Here is a 20,837-nt window from a genome sequence, read left to right as displayed (position 1 = left end):
GGGGCCGAATCAGGCAAGGTTGAGGCTGCTGGTGTTCAGAATGGAGGTGGCCTGCAGCAGGTGGCGGGCCAGGCCCGGCAGGCGCTCCTCGTCGAGCAGGCTGAAGTGGTGGCCGGGCACGCGCTGCAGCGTCACGGGGCCGCGGGTAAAGCCCTGCCAGCTGCGCATGCGCTCCGGCCGCGCCCCTTCCTCGGCCTCCAGGGCCAGAATGGGGGCCGTGAGCTGCACCTGCGGACGGTAGTGGCGCAGCAGCCCGAGGTTGTGGCGCAGCAGCCGGCGCATCCGCTCGCCCAGGCCGTCGACCTCGCCGGCCGCGGTGGGCAGGTGGGCGTGCAGCAGCTCGTCGAGCAGCTCGTCGCCCAGGGCCTCGGCGTCGGCCTCGGCAGCGGTGAAGCGGGCGTGGTCGGCCAGCGGGTCGCTATCAAGCAGCACCAGCTCTACCTGGTAGCGGGCGGCTTCGAGCAGCTGGGCGGTTTCGGCGGCCAGCAGCGCGCCCATGGAGTAGCCCAGCAGGTAAATCACCTGCCCGGCCGGCGCCTGGGCCGTAATTTCGCGGGCAAACGAGCGGGCCATCTGCGCCAGGCTCTGGTCGAAGGGCTCGTCGTAGTCGAAGCCCCGGTGCTGCAGGCCGTAGCAGTTGATACCGGCCGGCTCGAGCACCGCCGCCAGCGGCCGGAACACCGACGACGAGCCCACCACCGGCGGCACCATGAACAGGGTGGGCTGGCCGGCCTGCAGGCGGTTGAGCGGCAGCAGCAGGCCGCGGTCGGAGCCGCCGCCCAGCAGCAGGGCGGCCTGCTCGCGAATGGTGGGGCAGCGCATCAGGTCCCGGATGCTCACGTTGATGCCGAAGGTTTTCCAGATGCCCGCAATCAGGCGCATGGCCAGGATGCTTTGCCCACCCAGGTCGTAGAAGTTGTCGGTGACGCCCACCTGACGCAGCTGCAGCACCTGCTGCCAGAGCGCGGCCAGGGCCTGCTCGGTTTCGCTGGCCGGGGCCACCACTTCGGCCGCGGCGGCCAGGGCGGCGCCGGGCCGGGGCAGAGCGCGCAGATCCACCTTGCCGTTCACCGTCACGGGCACTTCGGCCAGCTGGCAGTAGTAGCCGGGCACCATGTACTGGGGCAGGCGGGCGGCAAGGTAGTTTTTCAGCTCGGCCGGGGCCACGGCCTCGGCGGCCACCACGTAGGCGCTGAGCTGGTCGAGGCCCGGGCCGGCCTGCTCGTAGGTCACAATGGCCTGGCTCACGTCCGGGTAAGTCAGCAGCGCCTGCTCGATTTCGGCTAGCTCCACCCGGTAGCCGCGAATCTTGACCATGTTATCGAGGCGGCCGCGGAACTCCAGCTGGCCGTCGGGGCGCCAGCGGGCCTGGTCGCCGGTGCGGTACAGGCGCTGGCCCGGGGCCCAGGGGTGCGCTACGAAGCGCTGGGCCGTCAGCTCGGGGCGGTTCACGTAGCCGCGGGCCAGGCCGGCGCCGGCCAGGTGCAGCTCGCCCCAGAAGCCCGCCGGTAGCAGTTGGCCGCTGGCGTCCAAAATGAGCGCCTGGGTGTTGTCGATGGGCTGCCCGATAGGGATGCTGGTTTCGTCGCCCCGCACGCGGTAGGTGGTGGCGCACACGCTGTACTCGGTGGGGCCATAGGCGTTGTAGTAAGCCAGGTGGCGGCTCAGGGCCAGCGCGTCGGGCAGGTTGGGCGCCTCGCCGGCGGTGATGAGCACGCGCAGAGCGTGCAGCTTTTCGCGCTCGAGACTGGCCAGGTATACCGGCGGCAGCGTGGCCACCGTCACGCGCTGGCGCAGCACGTAGTCGAGGAACCGCTCGGGGTTGGCAATGAGGCCGGGCGTGAGCAGCACCAGCGCGCTGCCGGCGTACAGGGCCATGAAGGTTTCGTACACCGAGGCGTCGAACGAGATGGAGGCGAACTGCAGGCAGCGGTCGGCGGGGCCCACGGCGAAGCGGCGCACCTGGTCGCGCACCATGTTCAGGCTGCCGCCGTGCTCCACCATCACGCCCTTGGGGGCCCCGGTCGAGCCCGAGGTGTAGATGACGTAGGCCAGGTCGCTGGCCTGGGTGCGGTCTGCCGGGTTGGCCGTGGACTGCCCAGCCAGGGCGGGCAGCAGCTCAGGCAGGCACTCCACCGCGCCGGGCAGGGCCGCGTCGAAGTCGGCGGGGCGCTCTACCAGCGTGAGCACGGGGCGGGCGTCTTCGAGGATGAAGCGGATGCGCCCGGCCGGGTACGCGGGGTCGATGGGCAGGAAGGCGGCGCCGGTTTTCAGGATGGCCAGCAGCGTAATCACCTGCCACTCGCTGCGCTCCAGCACGAAGGCCACCAGCTGATCGGGGCCGACCTGGTAGTTGGTCTGAATCCAGTGAGCCAGCTGGTTGGCCTGCTCGTTGAGCTGCTGGTAGCTGAGCTGGCCGTGGGGAAACAGCAGGGCCGGCCGCGTGGGGTTCAGGGCCACCTGCCGCTCGAAGCAGGCCTGCACCGAGCCGGCGGGCAGCGGCTCCGCGTTGCCGGTTTGGTTGAAGCCGCTCAGCAGCAGCTCTTCTTCCACCGGGCTCAGGTAGCCGAGCTGGGTGAGCGGCGTCTCGGCGCGGGCGGCCACGCTGGCTAGCAGGGCGTTGAGGTGGTCGAGCATGCGCTCCAGGGTGGCCGGGCGGTACAGGTCGGTGTTGTACTCGACGTGGAACTGCAAACCCTCGGCGGTGCGCCGCGCCACGAAGGTCAGGTCGAACTTGCTGCCCTTGAACTCCTCGGTCAGCTCTTCCAGCTGCAGGCCCTCCAGGGCCAGCTCGCGGCCGTCCACCTCGTCGTTGTTCTGGTACACCAGCATCACGTCGAACAAAGCCGAGCGGCTGGGGTCGAACTGCACGCCCAACTCGCTCACCACCCGGTCGAAGGGGTAGTGCTGGTGCTCGAAGGCTTCCAGCACGCCGTCCTTCACCTGGTCGAGCAAGGCGGCGAAGGTTTGCCCGGGTGTGAGCTGGGTGCGCAGCGCCAGGGTGTTCACGTAGAAACCCAGCTGCTCGTTGAGCTCGGCCTTCTCGCGCCCGGCCACCGGCGTGCCGATGATGAGGTCGGTGGCCCCGGTGTAGCGGAAAAACAGGGTCTTGAGGGCAGCCAGCAGCAGCATGAAGGGGCTGGCCTGGTGGCGGGCGGCCAGGGCTTCGAGCCGTTCGGCCAGCGCGGGACTGATCACGTACTGGAAGTAGTCGCCGTTGAAGGTTTTCACGGCCGGGCGCGGGAAGTCCGCGGGCAAAGCCAGGCTGGGCAGCTCGCCGGCCAGCTTGTCCTGCCAGTAGGCCGCGTGCGCGGCGCCGCGGCCGCCGGCCAGGGTTTCGTGCTGCCAGTAGGCGTAGTCCTTGTACTGAATGGGCAGCGGGGCCAGCTCGGCTTCCGGCCCGCGACGGCCGGCGTTGTAGCGCATCAGCAGCTCGCGCTGCAGCAGGCCGGCCGACCAGCCGTCGGACACGATGTGGTGAATGTTGAGGGCCAGCACGGCTTCGTCGGCGCCCAGCTGCAGCAGCTGCACGCGCAGCAGCGGGCCCTGGGCCAGGTCGAACACCTGGTTGGCCTGCCGGGCCAGCAGCTCGCGGGCCGCTTCCCAGGGCTCCGCCTCCGGGCGCAGGTCGAGCACCTCGAAGAAGGCCGGCAGCTCGTCCAGCCCCAGCACCACCTGGCGCGGCTCGCCGTCGATGAGGCGGAACACGGTGCGCAGAATTTCGTGGCGCTGCAGCAGGCCGCGGAAGCTGGCTTCAAGCAAGGCCAGGTCGAGCGGGCCGCGCAGGCGGAAAGCCGAAGGAACGTTGTAGGAGGTCTGCTGCTCGTCGAGCTGCTGCAGCACCCACAGGCGCATCTGGGCGTGGGACAGCGGGTAGTGGGGCAAAGCCGGCGCCGGGACAATGGCCTCGTAGGTCTGGCGCGTCTGGCCCGCGGCCCAGGCCGCCTGCTGCCGGATGGTGGGCAGGCGGAAAAAGGTTTTCAGCGGGATGTTCACCCCGGTTTCGCGCTGCAGAAGCGTGGTGGCCTTGAGGGCCTTGAGCGAGTGGCCGCCGATTTCAAAGAAGCTAGCCGTTACGCTCACCGGGCCCTGGCCGAGCACGGCTTCCCATACCTGCTGCAGCTGGGCTTCCAGCGGCGTGGCGGCGGGCTCGTAGTCGGCGGCAGGCGCGCTGGCCGCCGCTTCCAGGGGCATGGTGGTCAGCAGCTGGCGGTCGAGCTTGCCGTTGGGCGTGAGCGGCAGCGCGGGCAGCTGGCGCAGCACCGCGGGCACCATGTACTCGGGCAGCTGGGCTTTCAGGCTGCGGCGCAGCTCACTTAGATCGAGGGCCGCGGCTCCGGCCACGAAGGCGGCCAGCAGCAGGTCGCCGTCGGCGTCGCGGCGCACGCACACGCAGGCTTCGTTTACCAACTCGCAGGCCGCCAGCACGCGCTCAATCTCGCCCAGCTCCACGCGGTAGCCGCGAATCTTGATCTGGTGGTCGGCGCGGCCCAAACACACGAGGTTGCCGTCGGGCAGCCAGCGGGCCAGGTCGCCGGTGGCGTAGAGCGTGTCGCCGGCCGCGAAGGGGCTGGGCACAAACCGCTCCCGCGTCAGCGCGGGCTGGTGCAGGTAGCCGGGCGAGACGCCCGCGCCGGCCAGGTACAGCTGCCCCACCGCGCCCACGGGCACCGGCTGCCGGCTGGCATCGAGCACGTAGGCGCGCAGGTTGCTGATGGGCTTGCCGATGATGGGCGCGCCGTCGAGGGCGGCCAGGTCGGCGGCCGTGAAGGTGCGCGACACGCAGCCCACGGTGGTTTCGGTGGGGCCGTAGTGGTTGATGACGGGCTTGTCGGGGTAGAGTGCGAAGAAGGTGCGCAGGTCGGCCACGTTGATGACTTCGCCGCCCAGCATCAGGTGGCGCAGGCCGGCCAGCCACTCGGGGCGGAAGGCCGCGCTCTTGAGCAGCACCGAAAACAGCGTGGGCGTAATTTTCAGGTAGCTGATGGCGTGCTGCTGCAGGTAGGCCGCCAGGTGCTCGGGCGAGAGGTAGGTTTCCTTGGCCACCACGTGCAGCTGCCCGCCCACCGTGAGGATGGGGAACATCAGCGTGTGGGCAAAGTCGAAGGAGTACGACGAGGTGAGAATGGTGCGGTCGGTGGGGCGGCAGTCGGTGCGGGCCACGTACCAGCCGATGTAGTTTACCAGGCTGCGCTGCTGAATCATTACGCCCTTGGGCTTGCCGGTCGAGCCCGAGGTGTAGATGACGTAGGCCAGGTCTTCGGGCGAGTTCACGGCGGGCTGGTTGTCGGCCGGTTCCAGCAGCAGCGCCGGGTCGTGCACGTCGAGCACCTCGGCGGCCGCGCCCAGCTCGGCCCGGCCGTCGGCGTCGGACAAAAGCACCTTCACCCCGCTGTCGTCGAGGATGTGGCGGATGCGGCCGGTGGGCAGGGCCGTGTCGAGGGGCACGTAGGCGCCGCCGGCCTTGTACACGGCCAGCACGGCGACCATAATCTGTACCGTGGGCGGCAGCAGAATGCCCACCAGCGCGCCGGGCCCTACGCCGCGGCGGCGCAGCCCCGCCGCGAGGCGGTTGGCAGCCTGGTTCAGCTCCCGGTACGTCAGCCGGCCCTGCTCGTCGACCAGCGCCACCGCTTCGGGGCGCAATTCCGCCTGGGCTTCGATGAGCTGGTTGACGGTGGCCGTAGCCGTGGCGAAGTCGACGGCGGTCTGGTTGTTGGCCACCAGCAGCTGCTCGCGCTCGGCGGCGCTGAGCACGCTCAGCTCGGCCAGGGTCGGGTTGGCCTCGGCGGTAGCGGCGGCGGTCAGCAGCTGGCGCAGACCGGCCAGCAGGCGGCCGATGGTGGCGCGGCCGAACAGGCGGGTGGAGTACGTCAGGCTCAGGTAGAGGCCGCGCTCCAGCTCCAGGGCGCGCAGGTTCAGGTCGAACTTCGACACCACGGCCTGCTCGTCGAAGCAGGACTCCGAGCTGCTGCCGTCGACTTCCTGGGCAAACTCGTCGCGGCTCAGCAGGCCGAACACGGTATCGAACAAGGGGTTGCGGCTCAGGTCGCGGCCCGCGCCCACCAGCTCCACCAACTCCTCGAAGGGAAAGTCCTGATGGTCGAAGGCGGCCAGGGTAGCGGCTTTCACTTCCCGCAGGTAGTCGGCCAGGGTTTTGTCGGGCGCCGGCTGGCTGCGCATGGGCAGCGTGTTCACGAACAGGCCCACGATGGACTTCAGCCCGGGGTGGGCGCGGCCGGCCACCGGGGTGCCCACCGTGATGTCGTGCTGCCCGCTGAACTTGGAGAGCAGCAGCGTCCACACCGCCAGCAAGGCCATGTAGGGCGTCACGTCGTGGCGGCGGCAGAGCGCGTGCAGGCTCTGGGTTTCGGCTTCGCTCAGCGTCAGGCTTACTTCGGCGCCTTCGAAGCTGTGGGTTTCGGGGCGGGCAAAATCGGTGGGCAGTTGCAGGGTGGGTCGCTCATCGGCGAAGCGTGCCAGCCAGTACTGCTGCTGCTCCTGCAGCCGGGCGCGCTGCGCGGGGCTCTGCTGCCAGCACACGTAGTCCTTGTACTGGTGGGCCACCGGCGGCAGGGTTTCGCCGCGCAGCAAAGCCTGCAACTCGGCCTGCAGCAAAGCCTGCGAGAGGCCGTCGGTGATGATGTGGTGGAAGTCGAGCAGCAGCACCGGCTCCTCCCCTGCTGCCGCCGGCAGCCAGCCGGCGCGGAACAGCGGCGCCTGGTTCAGGTTGAAGGGCCGCACGAAGAGGTCGAGAGCAGTCTGCGGGTCGGCCGGGGCGGGCAGCTCTTGCAGCTGCACCGGCACGCTGGCGTGAATGCGCTGCACCGGCGTGCCGTCCTGGTCTTCAAACGAGGTGCGCAGGCTGTCGTGGCGGTCGGTGAGGGTTTGCAGGGCCCGCTGCGCCTGGGCGTAGGTGGTGCCGGCGGGCAGGGCCAGCGTGCCGGGCACGTTGTAGGCCGTGGCCGCGGGCTCGAACTGCTGCAGGAAGTACATGCGGCTCTGGGCCGAGGAAAGCGGGTACGTTTCCTGAGCGGGCGCCGGAGCTAGGGGCCGGTAGGCGCGGCCGGCGGCGGGCAGCTCGGCCAGCAGCCCGCGCAGGGTGGGCGCGGCAAACACGCGGGCCAGCGGCACTTCGGCGCCGAAGTGGCGGTGAATCAGGCCCACCAGCTTGATGGCCTTGAGCGAGTGGCCGCCCAGCTCAAAGAAGTTGGCCTCGGCCGACACCGCGTCGGCGTCGAGGTTCAGCACCTCGGCCCAGAGGCGGGCCATGGCCTGCTCGGCTTCGGTGGCCGGAGCCACGTAGGCAGCATCGGCGGTAAAGTCGGGGGCGGGCAGGGCGCGGCGGTCCACCTTGCCGTTGGCGTTGAGCGGCATCAGGGGCAGCTCCATCAGTACCGTGGGCACCATGTAGGCGGGCAGCAGTTCGAGCAGGTAGGCCCGCAGCGCAGCGGCGGCCAGCGGCGCGTCGGCGGTGTAGTAGGCCACCAGGGCTTTGTCGCCGCTTTCGGCCACATGCACCGTCACCACCGCGTCGGTTACCAGGGGGTGGCGCTTGATGACGTTGCCGATTTCGGCCGGCTCGACGCGGAAGCCGCGGATTTTGACCTGGTCGTCGAGTCGGCCCAGGAACTCGAGCTGGCCGTCTTCGCGCCAGCAGGCCACGTCGCCCGAGCGGTAGAGGCGGCCGTGGCCGAAGGGGTTGGCCACGAACTGCCGGGCCGTGCGCGCCTCGTCCTGCCAGTAGCCGCGGGCCAGGCCCGGGCCGCCCAGCCACAGCTCGCCGGCCACGCCCGGGGGCACCAGCCGCCCGCGCCCGTCCACCACGTAGGCCGTGCTGCGGGCAATGGGCCGGCCCAAGGGAATCTGCGCACCAGCGGGCGCGGGAATCAGCCCGGCCAGCGAGAAGGTGGTGTTTTCGGTGGGGCCGTACACGTGCACCAGCTCCAGGCCGGGGCAGTGCTGCTGCACGCGGCGCACGTGCCCGGGCGAGATTTTCTCGCCGCCCGTGAGCACGCGTTCCAAGCCTTGAAACACCTCCACGTGCTGATCAGCCAGCTGGTTGAACCAGGAAGTGGTGAAGAACATCTGCGTGATGCCCTTCTGCTCGATGGCCGCTTTCAGGTGCTGGGTGTCGAGCAGGTGGGTGAGGGAAAGCAGGTGCACCTGTCCGCCGTTGAGCAGCGGGCCCCAGATTTCGTAGGTAGCCGCGTCGAAGGCCAGGGAGCCGGTTTGCAGGGTGCGCTGGCGGGCGTCGAAGCAGGTGTAGTCGGTGTCACGCACCAGCCGCACCACGCCCTGGTGCTCGATCATCACGCCCTTGGGCTTGCCGGTCGAGCCCGAGGTAAACATCACGTAGGCCAGCGAAGCGGCCGTGGCCTGGCTGGCCGGCAGCTGCTCTTCCCCGGCCGCGCCGCTCAGGTCGAGCTCGGGCAGCAGCACGGTGGCTACTTCGCCGGTGAGGTGGGCGGCCAGCTCGGCGCTATCCGTCACCACCACGCGGGCCTGGGTGTAGCCCAGCAGCTCGCGAATGCGCTCCAGCGGGGTGTGGGCCTCCAGCGGCAGGTAGACCGCGTCGGCTTTCAGGGTGGCCAGCATGCTCAGCACGAAGCCGGTGCCGCGCTGCATCACGGTGGCCACCACTTCCCCGGGCTGCACCTGGTGCTGCCGGCGCAGGCGGGCGGCCAGGCGGCTGCTTTGCGCGCTGAGCTGGGCGTAGGTCAGCTCCCGGGTTTCGTCGGCCACGGCCAGGTCGGCGGCGTGGCGGCGGGCTACCTGCTCAAACAGGCCGTGGATGGTGTCGGTGGCCGGCACCGCGCCGGCTTCGCCGGCCCAGCTCAGCAGTTGCTGCTGCTCGGCTTCGGCCAGGTAGGGAATGTCGTCGAGGGCGGTTGCGGGGTGAGCCGCTACGTGGCGCAGCAGGTTGGCCAGGTGGCCCAGCATGCGCTCGATGCGGGCGGCGGCGAACAGGCTGGTGCGGTACTCGATGCCCAGCACCAGGCCCTCGCGCTCCTCGCAGCAGTCCACGGTGAGGTCGAATTTGCTGACGGGGTTTTCGTTGCTGTAGGGGTGGGCTTCCAGCTCGCTTTGCTCGAACAGGTCGCTGCGCTCCGAGCCGTTGTTTTGCATCACCACCAGCACGTCGAACAAAGGCGAGCGGCCATTGTCGCGGCTCAGGTTCAGCTGGTCGATCAGCTCGTCGAAGGGCAGGGCCTGGTGCTGGTAACCTTCGAGCAGCCGCTCGCGCACCACCTGCAGGTAGTCATCAAACGACTGCGGGCCGCTGAGCTGCGAGCGAATGGCCAGGGTATTGACGTAGAAGCCCACCTGGTTTTCGAGGTCGGCGTGCTCGCGGCCGGCAATGGGGCTGCCCACGATGAGGTCCTGCTGGCCGGTGTAGCGGTAGAGCAGGGTTTTGACGGCCGCCAGCAGCACCATGAACAAGCTCACGCCGCGCTCGGCGGCCAGCCGGCTCAGCTCGGCCGACAGCGCCGGGTCGAGGGTCAGGGTGCGGTAGTCGCCGGCGTAGTCGGCGGTTTTGGGGCGGGCAAAGTCCAGGGGCAGCTCCAGCACGGGCAGCTCGCCGGCAAACTGCTGGGCCCAGTAGGCGCGGTGGGTTTGCATGGCCTCGGAGCGCAGCAGCTGGTTTTGCCAGGCGGCCACGTCCTTGTACTGAATGGGCAGGGGCGCGAGCGGGCTGGCCTCGCCGCGGCTGAAGGCGCGGTACAAAGTCAGGATGTCGCGGAACAGCACCTGGGTCGACCAGCCGTCGGACACGATGTGGTGCAGGGTGAGCAGGAACACGCTGCGCTCGTCGGCCAGCTGCAGCAGGCGGGCTTTCACCAGCGGGCCGCGGGCCAGGTCGAACACGGTTTCGGCGTCCTGGCGGGCCAGGCGGGCCGCTTCACTTTCGGCGTCGGCGTGGCCGCGCAAATCGTCGTAGCGCAGGGCAAAGCCGAAGTCGGCCACCGGCACCACGCGCTGGCGCGGCTCGCCGTCAATCACTGGAAACACCGTGCGCAGCACGTCGTGGCGGGCCACCAGGGCTTCGAGGGCGCCGGCAAAGGCCACCGGGTTGAGGCGGCCGCGCAGCTCCACGGCGTGGGGAATGTTGTAGGCAATCTGCTCGTCCTGCAGGCTGGCAATAACCCAGAGGCGCTTCTGGGCGTGCGACAACTCGTAGTGCGGCTGCTCGGCCACGGGCCGGATCTGCTCGTACTGCTCGGTGCCTGCCTCAGCCAGCACCTGGGCCAGCTCGCGGATGGTGGGCTGTAGAAACACGGTGCGCAGCGGCAGGCGCACGTGGAACTCGCGGTGCAGCAGCGACACCAGCTGGGTGGCCTTGAGCGAGTGGCCGCCGATTTCAAAGAAGTTGTCGGTGCAGCCCACCTGCTCGAGGCCCAGCAGCTCCTGCCACAGCTCGGCCAGTCGCGCCTCTACCGGCGTAGCAGGCGCCACGCGCACTCGCTCGGGGCGCAGGCGGTGGGTTTCGGGGTCGGGCAGTCCGCGCTTGTCGAGCTTGCCGTTGGGCGTGAGCGGAATGGTGTGCACGGGCACGTAGGCCGCCGGCAGCATGTACTCGGGCAGGCGGCTTTTCATGTGCTCCTGCAGCTGAGTCAGCTCCGGGGCGCCGTCGAGCACGCAGTACACCGTAAGCTGGGGCTGGCCGTCGGGCTCGTGCAGCAAAGCTACCGCGTCGCGCACCGGGCCAAACTCCTTGAGGGTTTCGGCCACCTCGTCCAGCTCCACGCGGTAGCCGCGGATTTTCACCTGGTTGTCGATGCGGCCCGAGAAGGCCAGGGTGCCGTCGGGCAGCCAGCGGCCCTGGTCGCCGGTTTTGTAGAGCCGGCCGGGGCCGAAGGGGTTGTCGATGAACTTGTGGGCCGTGAGCTCCTCGCGGCGGTAGTAGCCCGCGCCCACGCCCACCCCGCCGATGCAGATCTGCCCCGACACGCCTACCGGCAAGAGCTGATTGTGCTGGTCGAGCACGTACACGCGCTGGTTGTCGAAGGGCGAGCCCACCACCGGGCGCTCGGCAAAGGCGTCGATGCTGTCCTTGGTTATCCAGTGGGCTACCGAGCCGATGGTAGCCTCGGTGGCGCCGTAGTGGTTGCCCAGCACCACGTTGGGGTAGTGGCTCAGGTACTTGCGCAGGTTCTTGACGTTGATGGTTTCGCCGCCCTGCTTGATGATGCGCACCGAGCGGCAGGCCGCGGGGTCTTCGTCGAAGGTGCGGGAGTTGACCAGCACGCCGAAGGTGGAGGGCACCACTTTCAGGAAGGTGATGCCCTCCTGCTTGATGTAGGCCAGCGTTTTGTCGGGGTCGAAGAAGCTGTCGGTGGGCACGTGCAGGGTGCCGCCGCCGGTGAGCGTGGCCCAGATGTAGCTGTAGCAGCCGTCGAAGCTGTAGGAGTTGATCAGGATGGTGCTGTCCTGCGGGGTGAGGGCAAACTGGCGGCGGAACCAGCTCACGTGGTTGGCCAGCGAGAGGTGGTACACCATGGCGCCCTTGGGCTTGCCCGTCGTGCCCGAGGTGTAAATCATGTAAGCCAGGTCGAAGTCGGCCAGCTGGCGCTCGGGCGTGTGGGTGGGCTGCGCGTGGCAGTGGTCGAGCGAGAACAGGCGGCCGGCGGTGCGCACCAGGCCGGCGTCGAGCAGCTCGGTTTCCGTCAGCACCAGGCGGCACTGGCTGTCGTCGACGAAAAACTGAATGCGCTCGGGCGGGGAGCTGAGGTCGACGGGAATGTACCAGCCGCCGGCCTTCAGGATGCCGATGATGCCGATGATGATGCGCTCGGAGCGGTTCACCATCACGGCCACCTTTTCCTGATGCTGCAGCCCGCACTCCCGCAGCAGGTAGTGGGCCAGCTGGTTGCCGCGCTCATTCAGCTCGCGGTAGGTCAGCACCGTGCCGTTGCTTTTCACGGCCACCGCGTCGGGCGTGGCCGCGGCCTGGCGCTCAAACTGCTCGATGACGGAGTCGCAGCAAAAGTCGCGGTCGGTGGCGTTGAAGGGACCGAAAATCAGCTCCTGGTCGAGGGCCGACAGCACGTTCAGCGAGTCGAGGCGGGTGGTCAGGTCGGCGCTCATCAGCTCCAGGGCGCGCAGCAGCTGCTGGCCCAGCAGCTCCACGGCCCGGCGCGAGTAGCAGTCCACCTGGTAGTCGATTTCCAGGCGCAGCTGCTGCCCGTCGCGGTAGAGCTTGCAGAGCCAGTCCACCTTTTCCAGGTCGGGGTGGTACACGTTCAGCGGTTCGTAGTAGAAGCCGGTGGCGAAGGCCAGCTGGGCCAGGGCGGGCTGGCTGAGCCAGTTTTCGGCCAGCTCCTCGTAGTCGAACTCCTGCCGGGCCAGGTTCATTTCCAGCTCCTGGTGCACGCGTCCCAACAAGGTTTTGGCCGTGTCGTCGTCGGCCACGCTCACCTGGAAAAACTGCAGCCCCAGCAGGGCCAGCGGGGCCGTGTGGCCGGGCAGCTGCACGCCCGGGGTGGTCAGCAGCACGTCCTGGCGCAGGGTGTACTTGTGCAGCAGCACGCCCAGGGCGGCCAGCACCAGCTTGTACACGTTCAGGTCCTTGCCCTTGCACACGCCCAGCACCTGGGCGGCCAGCGCGGCCGGCACCTCTAGCGGCAGCTGGGCCCGCTCGGTCAGGCGCAGGCTGGGGTCGTCGAGGGTCAGCTCGTAGAAGGCGCTGCCGCCGGCGGCCTGGAGCTTGTCGAGCCAGTAGGAAACTTTTTTATCGGGCTGAATGAGCGCGTCGTTCATGGTGGTCAATAGCAAGTGGGAAAGGTTGGGCGCGGCGGCGGGGCTTAGTTGAAGTCGTCTTCCAGGCTCACGGCCTCCGACAGGGCGGCGGTGGGCAGCTGGTTGAGGGGTTGGTCAGGCTGCTCCAGCACCTGGTCGAGCAAATCGAGCAGGGCGGTTTGCAGGGCGGCGGCGGTGGCGGGCAGCAGCAGGTCGGTGGCGTAGGTCAGCTCGCCGGCTATGCCGCCCCCGGGCCGGCTCTGGAAGGCCAGCGTCAGGTCGTACTTGTTGGTGCTTTCCTGCCCGTCGGGGCGCCAGTCGCGCCAGCCCAGGCCGTCGGCCGGGTCGTCGCCCTCGAAGCCGTCGAGGTAGGTCAGCATCACGTCGAAGAGCAGGTTGCGGCTCAGGTCGCGGCGCACGTTGAGCTTCTCGATGAGCAAGTCGAAGGGGTAGGCCTGGTGCTCGAAGGCTTCGAGCGTGTCCTCTCGCACCGTGGTCAGCAGCTCGCGGAACGAGGCGCCGGCCGCAAAGCGGGTGCGCAGAGCCAGCACGTTCACGTAGCAGCCGATTTGCCCGGCCAGCTCGGGCTGGTCGCGGCCCGCAGTGGTGGTGCCCACGGTCACGTCGCCGTTGCGCAGATACTGGTTGAGCCAGGCTTTCACCAGCGCCTGCAGGCCGGTAAACAAGCTCGCGTCGTGCGCCCGGCACAGGCGGCGCAGGGCCTCGGCCTGCGGGGCGCTGAGCTCGAAGAGCAGCACCTCGCAGGCGTAGCTGCGCAGCGCGGCCCGGGGCCGGTCGAGCGGCAGCTCGGGGCGGGCGTCGGGGGCACCCAGCTTCTGCACCCAGTATTGGCGGTGAGCTTCAAACGCGGGGCTGGCGAGCTGCTCGTTGTGCCAGGCGGCGTAGTCCTTGTACTGAATGGGCAGCGCGGGCAGCGCGTCGGCCCGGCCCTGGGCGGCGCGGTAGTGGGCGGCCAGCTCGTCGAGCAGCAGCTGCAACGACCACCCGTCGCCGATGATGTGGTGCAGGTTGAGCACCAGGGCCTGCTGCCCCGGAGCCGCAATCAGGCACAAACGCAGCAGGGGCAGCTGGTCGAGGGCAAACTCGTGGGTCTGCTCCTGGTCGAGGGCCAGCTGCACGGCCTCGGCGAAGTCCTCGTCGGCGCTTAGCTCAGTTACCGTCAGCGGCAAAGCCAGGCCTTCGGCGGGGCTGATGTGCTGGTAGGGCTGGCCGCCGTCTTCCACGAAGCAAGTGCGCAGAATCTCGTGGCGGGCCAGCAGGCGGCGCAGCGCCTCGCTGAGCAAGGGCGCGGTCAGCTCCTCGGCCGGCACGTAGGCCCCGCAGATGTTGTAGGCCGCGCGCTCGGCTTCGAGCTGGTCCATGATCCAGAGGCGCTTCTGGGCCCGCGACACCTCGTAGCGCGCGGCCGGGGCCGCCGGCGCAATGCCGGCGAGCGGCGCGGCCGGCTGCTGGTCGATGGCGGCGGCCAGCTGCTGCACCGTGGGGCCCTGGAAGAAGGCCGCCAGGCCCAGGTTGCGGTGCAGCTCGGTCTGGATGCGCGCGAGGATGCGCACGGCCTTGAGCGAGTTGCCGCCCACCTCGAAGAAGTTGTCGGTGGTGCCCAGGCCGCCGCGGCCCAGCACGCTTTCCCAGATGGCCAGCAGCTGCGCCTCGGTAGCAGTAGTGGGCTGTTGGCGGCCCGCCGCGGCCTGGCTGAGCAGGGGCTGGATGTCGGGCAAAGCCTGCTTGTCGAGCTTGCCGTTGCGGTTGAGCGGCAGGGCGGGCAGCGGCAGCAGCAGCGCGGGCACCATGTAGGCGGGCAGCTGCTCCTGCAGGTAGGCTTTCAGCGCCGCCGGCGTTACCGCTTGCGTTGCCACGTAGTAGCCCGCCAGCAGCTTGTCGCCGGCCGCGTCGGCGTGCACCAGCACGGCCGCGTCGGCTACGCCCTCGAAGCTGCGCAGCACGCCGGCAATGCCGTCGGGCTCGACGCGGAAGCCGCGGATTTTGACTTGGTCGTCGAGTCGGCCCAGGAACTCCAGCTGGCCATCCTCGCGCCAGCGGGCCACGTCGCCCGAGCGGTACAGGCGGCCTTGGCCGAAAGGGTTGGCCACGAACTGCCGGGCCGTGCGCGCCTCGTCCTGCCAGTAGCCGCGGGCCAGGCCCGGGCCGCCCAGCCACAGCTCCCCGGCCACGCCCGGGGGCACCAGCCGCCCGCGCCCGTCCACCACGTAGGCCGTGCTGCGGGCGATGGGCCGGCCCAGCGGAATGTGCTCGGGCGCGGGCGCCGGCACCAGGCAGTAAGTCGACAGCGCGGTGTTTTCGGTGGGGCCGTAGAGGTTTACCACCTCCAGGCCGGGGCAGTGCTGCTGCACGCGGCGCACGTGGCCGACCGACATCTTCTCGCCGCCCGTGAGCACCCGCTGCAGGCCGGCAAACAGGCCGGGGGCCTCATCGGCGAGCTGGTTGAACCAGGAAGTGGTGAAGAACGCCTGGGTGATGCCGTGCTCCTGGATGATGGCCCGCAGGCGCTGGGTGTCGAGCAGGTGGGTGAGGGAAAGCAGGTGCACCTGTCCGCCGTTGAGCAGCGGGCCCCAGATTTCAAAGGTGGCCGCGTCGAAGGCCAGGGAACCGGTTTGCAGCAGGCGCTGACCGGGGCCGTAGCCGGTGTAGTCGGTGTCGCGCACCAGCCGCACCACGCCCTGGTGCTCGATCATCACGCCCTTGGGCTTGCCGGTCGAGCCCGAAGTGTACATCAGGTAAGCCAGCGAGCTAGCGTTGAGGCCCGGGTTGGGCTGATTTTCGGCGCTGAACTGGCTCAGGTCCAGGTCGTCGATGCCCAGGCAGGGCTGGGTGTTGCCCAGGATTTCGAGCAGGTCGGGCTGGTCGGTGATGAGCACCCGGGCGCCGGTTTCGGCCAGCAGCTCGGCTACCCGGCCGGCGGGCGTGGCGGCTTCCAGCGGCAGGTAAGCCCCGCCGGCCTTGAGCGCGGCCAGAATCACCGTCACAAACTCCACCCGGCGCGTCATGGCCACCACCACGATGTCCTCGGCGCCCACCCGGTAGCGCCGGCGCAGGCAGTCGGCCAGCTGGTTGGCTTCGGCGTTGAGTTGCTGGTAGCTGAGCGCGCGGTTTTCGTCGACGGCGGCGGTAGCGGCGGCGTGCTGCGCGGCTACCTGCTCAAACAGGGCCGGAATGGTGTCAACAGCCAGCACCGCGCCGGCCTCGCCGGCCAGGGCCAGCAGCTCGGTTTGCTCGGCGGCGGGCAGGTAGTCGAGGGCCGCCACGGCGGTTTGCGCGTCGGCCACGATGGCGCGCAGCAGCTGGGTGTAGTGGCCGGCCATGCGCCCGATGCGGGCGGGCGTGAATAAATCGGTGCTGTACTCCAGGGCCACGGTGAGCGTGCCGGCGGCGTTTTCCCAGGCTTCCACCGTGAGGTCGAACTTGCTGTACTCCTGGGCCACGTCGGCGCCGGCAATGCGCAGTTCGGGCAGGCCGGCGAAGGCGTCGTCCCCGCCGCCGTTGTTTTGCAGCACCACCAGCACGTCGAACAAGGGCGAGCGGCTCAGCTCGCGGCCGATGCTCAGGTCGTCGACCAGCTGATCGAAGGGGTAGGCCTGGTGCTCAAAGGCCGCCAGCGTGTTGTCCTTCACCTGGTCGAGCAGCTGCTCAAACGAAGCGGCCGCGTCGAAGCGGGTGCGCAAAGCCAGGGTGTTCACGTAGAAGCCGATCTGCTCTTCCAGGTCGCTGTGGTCGCGGCCCGACACCACGGTACCCACCACCAAATCCTGCTGGCCGGTGTAGCGGTAAAGCAGGGCTTTCACCGAGGCCAGCAAACCCATGAACAGCGTGGCGCCGCGTCGGGCGCTGAGCTGCTTGAGGCCCGCCGTAGTGGCCGCGTCGATTTCGATTTCCAGGGCCGCGCCGCGCTGGCTGCGCCGCGCCGGGCGGGCAAAGTCGGTGGGCAGCTCCAGCACCGGCACCGCGTCGGCAAACTGGCTGGTCCAGTAGGCGCGCAGCTGCTCGGCGCGGGCACCGCTCAGCTCCTGGTTGTGCCACACGGCAAAGTCCTTGTACTGCAAAGCCAGCGGGGCCAGCTCGGCCGCCACGCTGTGCTGGGCGGCGCGGTAATAGGCAAACAGGTCGCCGATGAGAATGTCGGCCGACCAGCCGTCGGCCACCAAATGGTGCAGTACCAGCACCAGCACAAACTGTTGGTCGGCGAGCTGAATCAGGCGGGTGCGCAGCAGCGGGCCCCGGGCCAGGTCGAACACGGTTTTGAAGTCCTGCTGGGCTTGGGCTAGCGCGGCACCTTGGTCGAGGCCGCGGCCGCGCCAGTCGTCGTAGCGCAGGCCGCGGGCCGAGTCGGCGGGCAGCACGCGCTGGCGCGGCTCGCCGGCTTCGGTCAGGAACACGGTGCGCAGAATCTCGTGGCGGCCCACCAGCTGGCGCAGGGCGTGGTCGAGGGCGGCTGGATTCAGCACCCCGTCGATGGCGTACACCGCCGTCATGTTGTAGCTGTACTGGTCCTGGTCGAGCTGGTTGACCAGCCACAGGCGCTGCTGGGCGTGCGAGAGCGGGTAGCTGGGCTGCGCGGGCGCCGGCGGAATGGGCTGGTAGCGGCTGGTGCCGGCGGCCAGCTGCCGGCTTAGCTGCTGAATGGTGGGCGCGGCGAAAATGGTGCGCACCGAGATGCCCGCGTCGAAGGCTTTGTTGATTTGGGCCGCCAGGCGCGTGGCCTTGAGCGAGTGGCCGCCGATTTCAAAGAAGTTTTCGTCGGTGCCGATGCTTTCGCGCTCCAGCACTTTCTGCCACAGGGTCAGCAGGCGGGCTTCGGTGTCGTTGGCTGGGGCCAGCCGGGCGCGGCGCGGGGCGGCACCGGGCTCGGGCAGGGCCTTGCGGTCGACTTTGTCGCTGAGGTTGAGCGGAAAGGCGGCCAGCAGCACGTACTCGGCCGGGTGCATGTAGGCGGCCAGGTGCTGCTGCACGAAGCTTTGCACCGTGCGGCGCAGCTCCTGCCGGGTGGCCTCGTCGTGCAGCGCCTCGGGCTGGCGCGGCACCAGGTAGGCAATGGGCTGCCGCTCGCCCTGGTAGGGCCGGATGACCACGGCCGCGTCGTGCACCGCGGGGCAGGCGCGCAGGCGGTTTTCGATTTCGCCCAGCTCCACGCGGTAGCCGCGGATTTTCACCTGCGAGTCGATGCGGCCCAGGAATTCCAGCAGGCCGTCGGGGCGCCAGCGGGCCAAATCGCCGGTGCGGTAGAGCGTGTCGCCCAGGGTGCCCTCGAAGGGGTTGGGCAGGAAGCTGGCGGCGGTTTTTTCCGGCTCCTGCCAGTAGCCCGCCCCCACGCCCACGCCCGACACCACCAGCTCGCCGGGCAGCCCCGTGGGCAGCAGCTTGCCGTGGCGGTCGACCACGAAGATGTTCATGTTGGCCAGGGGTCGGCCGATGGGCACCTTGCGGAACGCAGCCGGCAGCGGCGCGTCGATCAGGAACTGGGCAATGTCGTCGGAGGCTTCGCAGGGGCCGTAGCCGTTTACCACCCGGCAGCCGGGCAGCAGCGCCAGCCACTGGTTGACCAGCGGCACGGGCACCTCCTCCCCCACCATCATCATCCACTGCAAAGCCGGCAGCGGGTTGGCCGGCGCGCTCAGGCCTTCCACGTACTCGGCCAGGCCCAGCAGGTACGAGGGCACAAACTCGGCAATGGTTACCTGCTGCCGGGCCATGATGCGCAGCACCGCCGCGTAGTCGAGCAGATCGTCCTTGTCGATGATGACGGTGGCGCCGCCGTGCAGGATGGGCCCCAGAATCTGCCACACGGATACGTCGGACGAGATGCTGGCGCTCTGCAGGAAGCGGAAGCCCACGGGCAGCTGCAGCTCGTCGATTTCAGCCAGCAGGTGGTTCATGGCCCCGTCGTGGCGGGTGATGGCGCCCTTGGGCTGGCCCGTGGAGCCCGAGGTGTAGAGCATGTAGGCCCAGGAGTCGAGCTGGTTCTGGTTGGGCAGGTTGTGGGTGGCGGCTTGGCACAGCTCGGTGGCATCGGCGCAGCGCAGGCCCCTTGCGGCGGCTTGCTCGCGCACGGCGGCCGGCAGCGCGTCCACGCTCAGCACCCGGGGCCAGGCGGCCTCGTTTTCGGCGGGGTCGGCGGCGAGCAGGGCCCGCAGGCCGGCGGCATCGGTTACCACGCCCTGCATCTGGCTGCCGGTCATCAGCTCGCGGGTGCGGCTCACCGGGTTCTGCACGTCGAGGGGCACGTAGTGGGCACCCAGCTTCAGAATGCCCAGCAGGGCGGCTACCAGCTCGGGGCCACGCTCCAGGTGCACGCCCACAAACGCGCCGGCCGCCACGCCCAGGGCCCCCAGCTGGTGGCCGATGCGGTTGGCCGCTTCGTTGAGCTGGGCGTAGCTCCAGGTCGTGTCGCGGTGCAGCACGGCGGGCGCCGCGGGCCAGCGGGCGGCCTGCTGCTCGAAGCGCAGGTTGATGGGCTGGTCGTTGCCCAACGCCACGGCGCCGCGGTTCAGGCCCGCGAGCTGCTCGGCGCGCTCCTGGGGCGTAATCAGCTCCAGCTCGCTGATGACGGCCTCGGGGTTGGCCAGCACCTGCTCGAGCAGCTGATTGAGGTGCCGGGTGAGGCGCTGGATGTAGGCCGGCGAGTAGTGCTGGGGGTTGAAGTACAGCGTGACGGTCAGCTCGCGGCCGATTTCCACGTCCACGTCGAGCTGGTAGCTGGTTTGCTCGAAGCCGCCCACGTTGCCCAGGCTGAAAGGGTCGTCGCCCTCGGGGGCCTCCAGCAGGTCGTCCTGCACCGGGTAGTTCTCAAAGGCCACCACGTGCTGAATCAGCTGGCTTTTCAGCTCGGTGCCGGCCTGGATGTCGACCAGCGGGTGGTGGTGGTGGGTTACGGCCTCCACGGCGTCGTGGTGCAGCTGGCGCACCAGCTCGGCAAAGCGCGTGGCGGCCGTGAAGCGCACCCGCAGCGGCACGGTGTTGATGAACAGCCCGATCATCTGGTCGGCGCCGGGCAAGTCGGCGGGGCGGCCCGACACCACATTGCCGTACACCACGTCGGTCACGTTGGTGTAGCGGGCCAGCAAGATTCCCCACACGGCCTGGAACACGGTGTTCAGGGTGGTGTGCTGGCGGCGGGCCCAGGCTTCGAGCTGGCGGGTCTGCTCGGCGCCGAGCGTGAGCGAGGCCACCTCGGGCGCGGTGAAGGGCACCCCGGGCTGGGCCTCGCGGTCGGGCGGAATGGCGGCCAGGGTTTCGTAGCCGCGCAGGTACTGCTGCCAGTAGGCGGCCGCGGCCGGCTTGTCCTGCTGCCCCAGCCACTTGATGTAGCGGCTGAAGGGCTGGGCCGGCGGCAGCTGGGCGGGCCGCCCGGCCTGAGCGGCGCGGTAGATTTCGCGCAGCTCGGTGAGCAAAGTCGAGAGGCACCAGCCGTCCATGAGCATGTGGTGGTAGCTCCACACGAACTCGTGGCGGCGCTCGGCCGTGCGCAGCACGCTCAGCCGAATCAGCGGGTCGCGGGTCAGGTCGAAGCCCCGGGCCACGTCGCGCCGGCGGAAGTCGGCCAGGTAGGCGGCGGCTTCGGCTTCGCTCAGGTGGCTGATATCCTCGACGTGCAGGGCAATGCGGCGGTTGCGCAGCACCACCTGCAGGGGCTGCTCCACCTTCTCGTACACGAAGGAGGTGCGCAGCATGTCGTGGCGCCGGGCCAGCTCGTCGAGGCTGCGCTCGAGCAGGTCGGCACGCAGCTCGCCGCGGGCCGTGTAAGTGGTTTGCGAGAAGTAGGCGTTCGACGCGTCGCGCAGCGTGTGGAAGAGCATGCCTTCCTGCATCGACGTCAGCGGGTAAATCTGCTGGATATTCTCTTTTTCGCTCATGGCAGTGCAGCTGGCGGCCGGGCCCAAGGCCCCCCGCATTTTTTGACCTTCCGAAAGATCAGGCACCGCCTTAGGCAGCTAAACTTTATTACACCAATGCCCCGTTGGCCGGGATAAACCCCGCCGCGGCGCCCACCCAACGCCAGCGGCCCCGCCGGCACCGACCACGGGGGCCGGCACCGACGGGGCCGCGAAAAGCTGCTGCAGCTC

The 20,837-nt window shown here is 69.4% G+C and carries 2 protein-coding genes; both read right to left on the bottom strand.

The window, feature by feature from the left end:
• Nucleotides 1–9: 9 nt before the first annotated feature.
• The gene (locus ACE191_RS18215; RefSeq protein WP_400193668.1) at nt 10–12,762 is read right to left on the bottom strand and encodes an amino acid adenylation domain-containing protein; all 12,753 of its coding nucleotides are present in this window, start codon (nt 12,760–12,762) and stop codon (nt 10–12) included.
• A gap of 44 nt (nt 12,763–12,806) precedes the next feature.
• Nucleotides 12,807–20,627: an amino acid adenylation domain-containing protein gene (locus tag ACE191_RS18210; RefSeq protein WP_400193667.1), complete on the bottom strand. Its 7,821-nt coding sequence runs from the start codon at nt 20,625–20,627 to the stop codon at nt 12,807–12,809.
• Nucleotides 20,628–20,837: the final 210 nt, after the last annotated feature.

It is taken from the genome of Hymenobacter sp. B81, from assembly GCF_044628455.1.
Lineage (GTDB): Bacteria > Bacteroidota > Bacteroidia > Cytophagales > Hymenobacteraceae > Solirubrum.
Note: the sequence above shows the minus strand (reverse complement) of the source record. Positions and strands in the feature narration are given on the sequence as shown.

Bases quoted from the DNA above. Each gene is read 5' to 3' on its own strand.
- ACE191_RS18215 (WP_400193668.1), bottom strand. From the start codon at position 12,762: ATGAACGACGCGCTCATTCAGCCCGATAAAAAAGTTTCCTACTGGCTC.
- ACE191_RS18210 (WP_400193667.1), bottom strand. From the start codon at position 20,627: ATGAGCGAAAAAGAGAATATCCAGCAGATTTACCCGCTGACGTCGATG.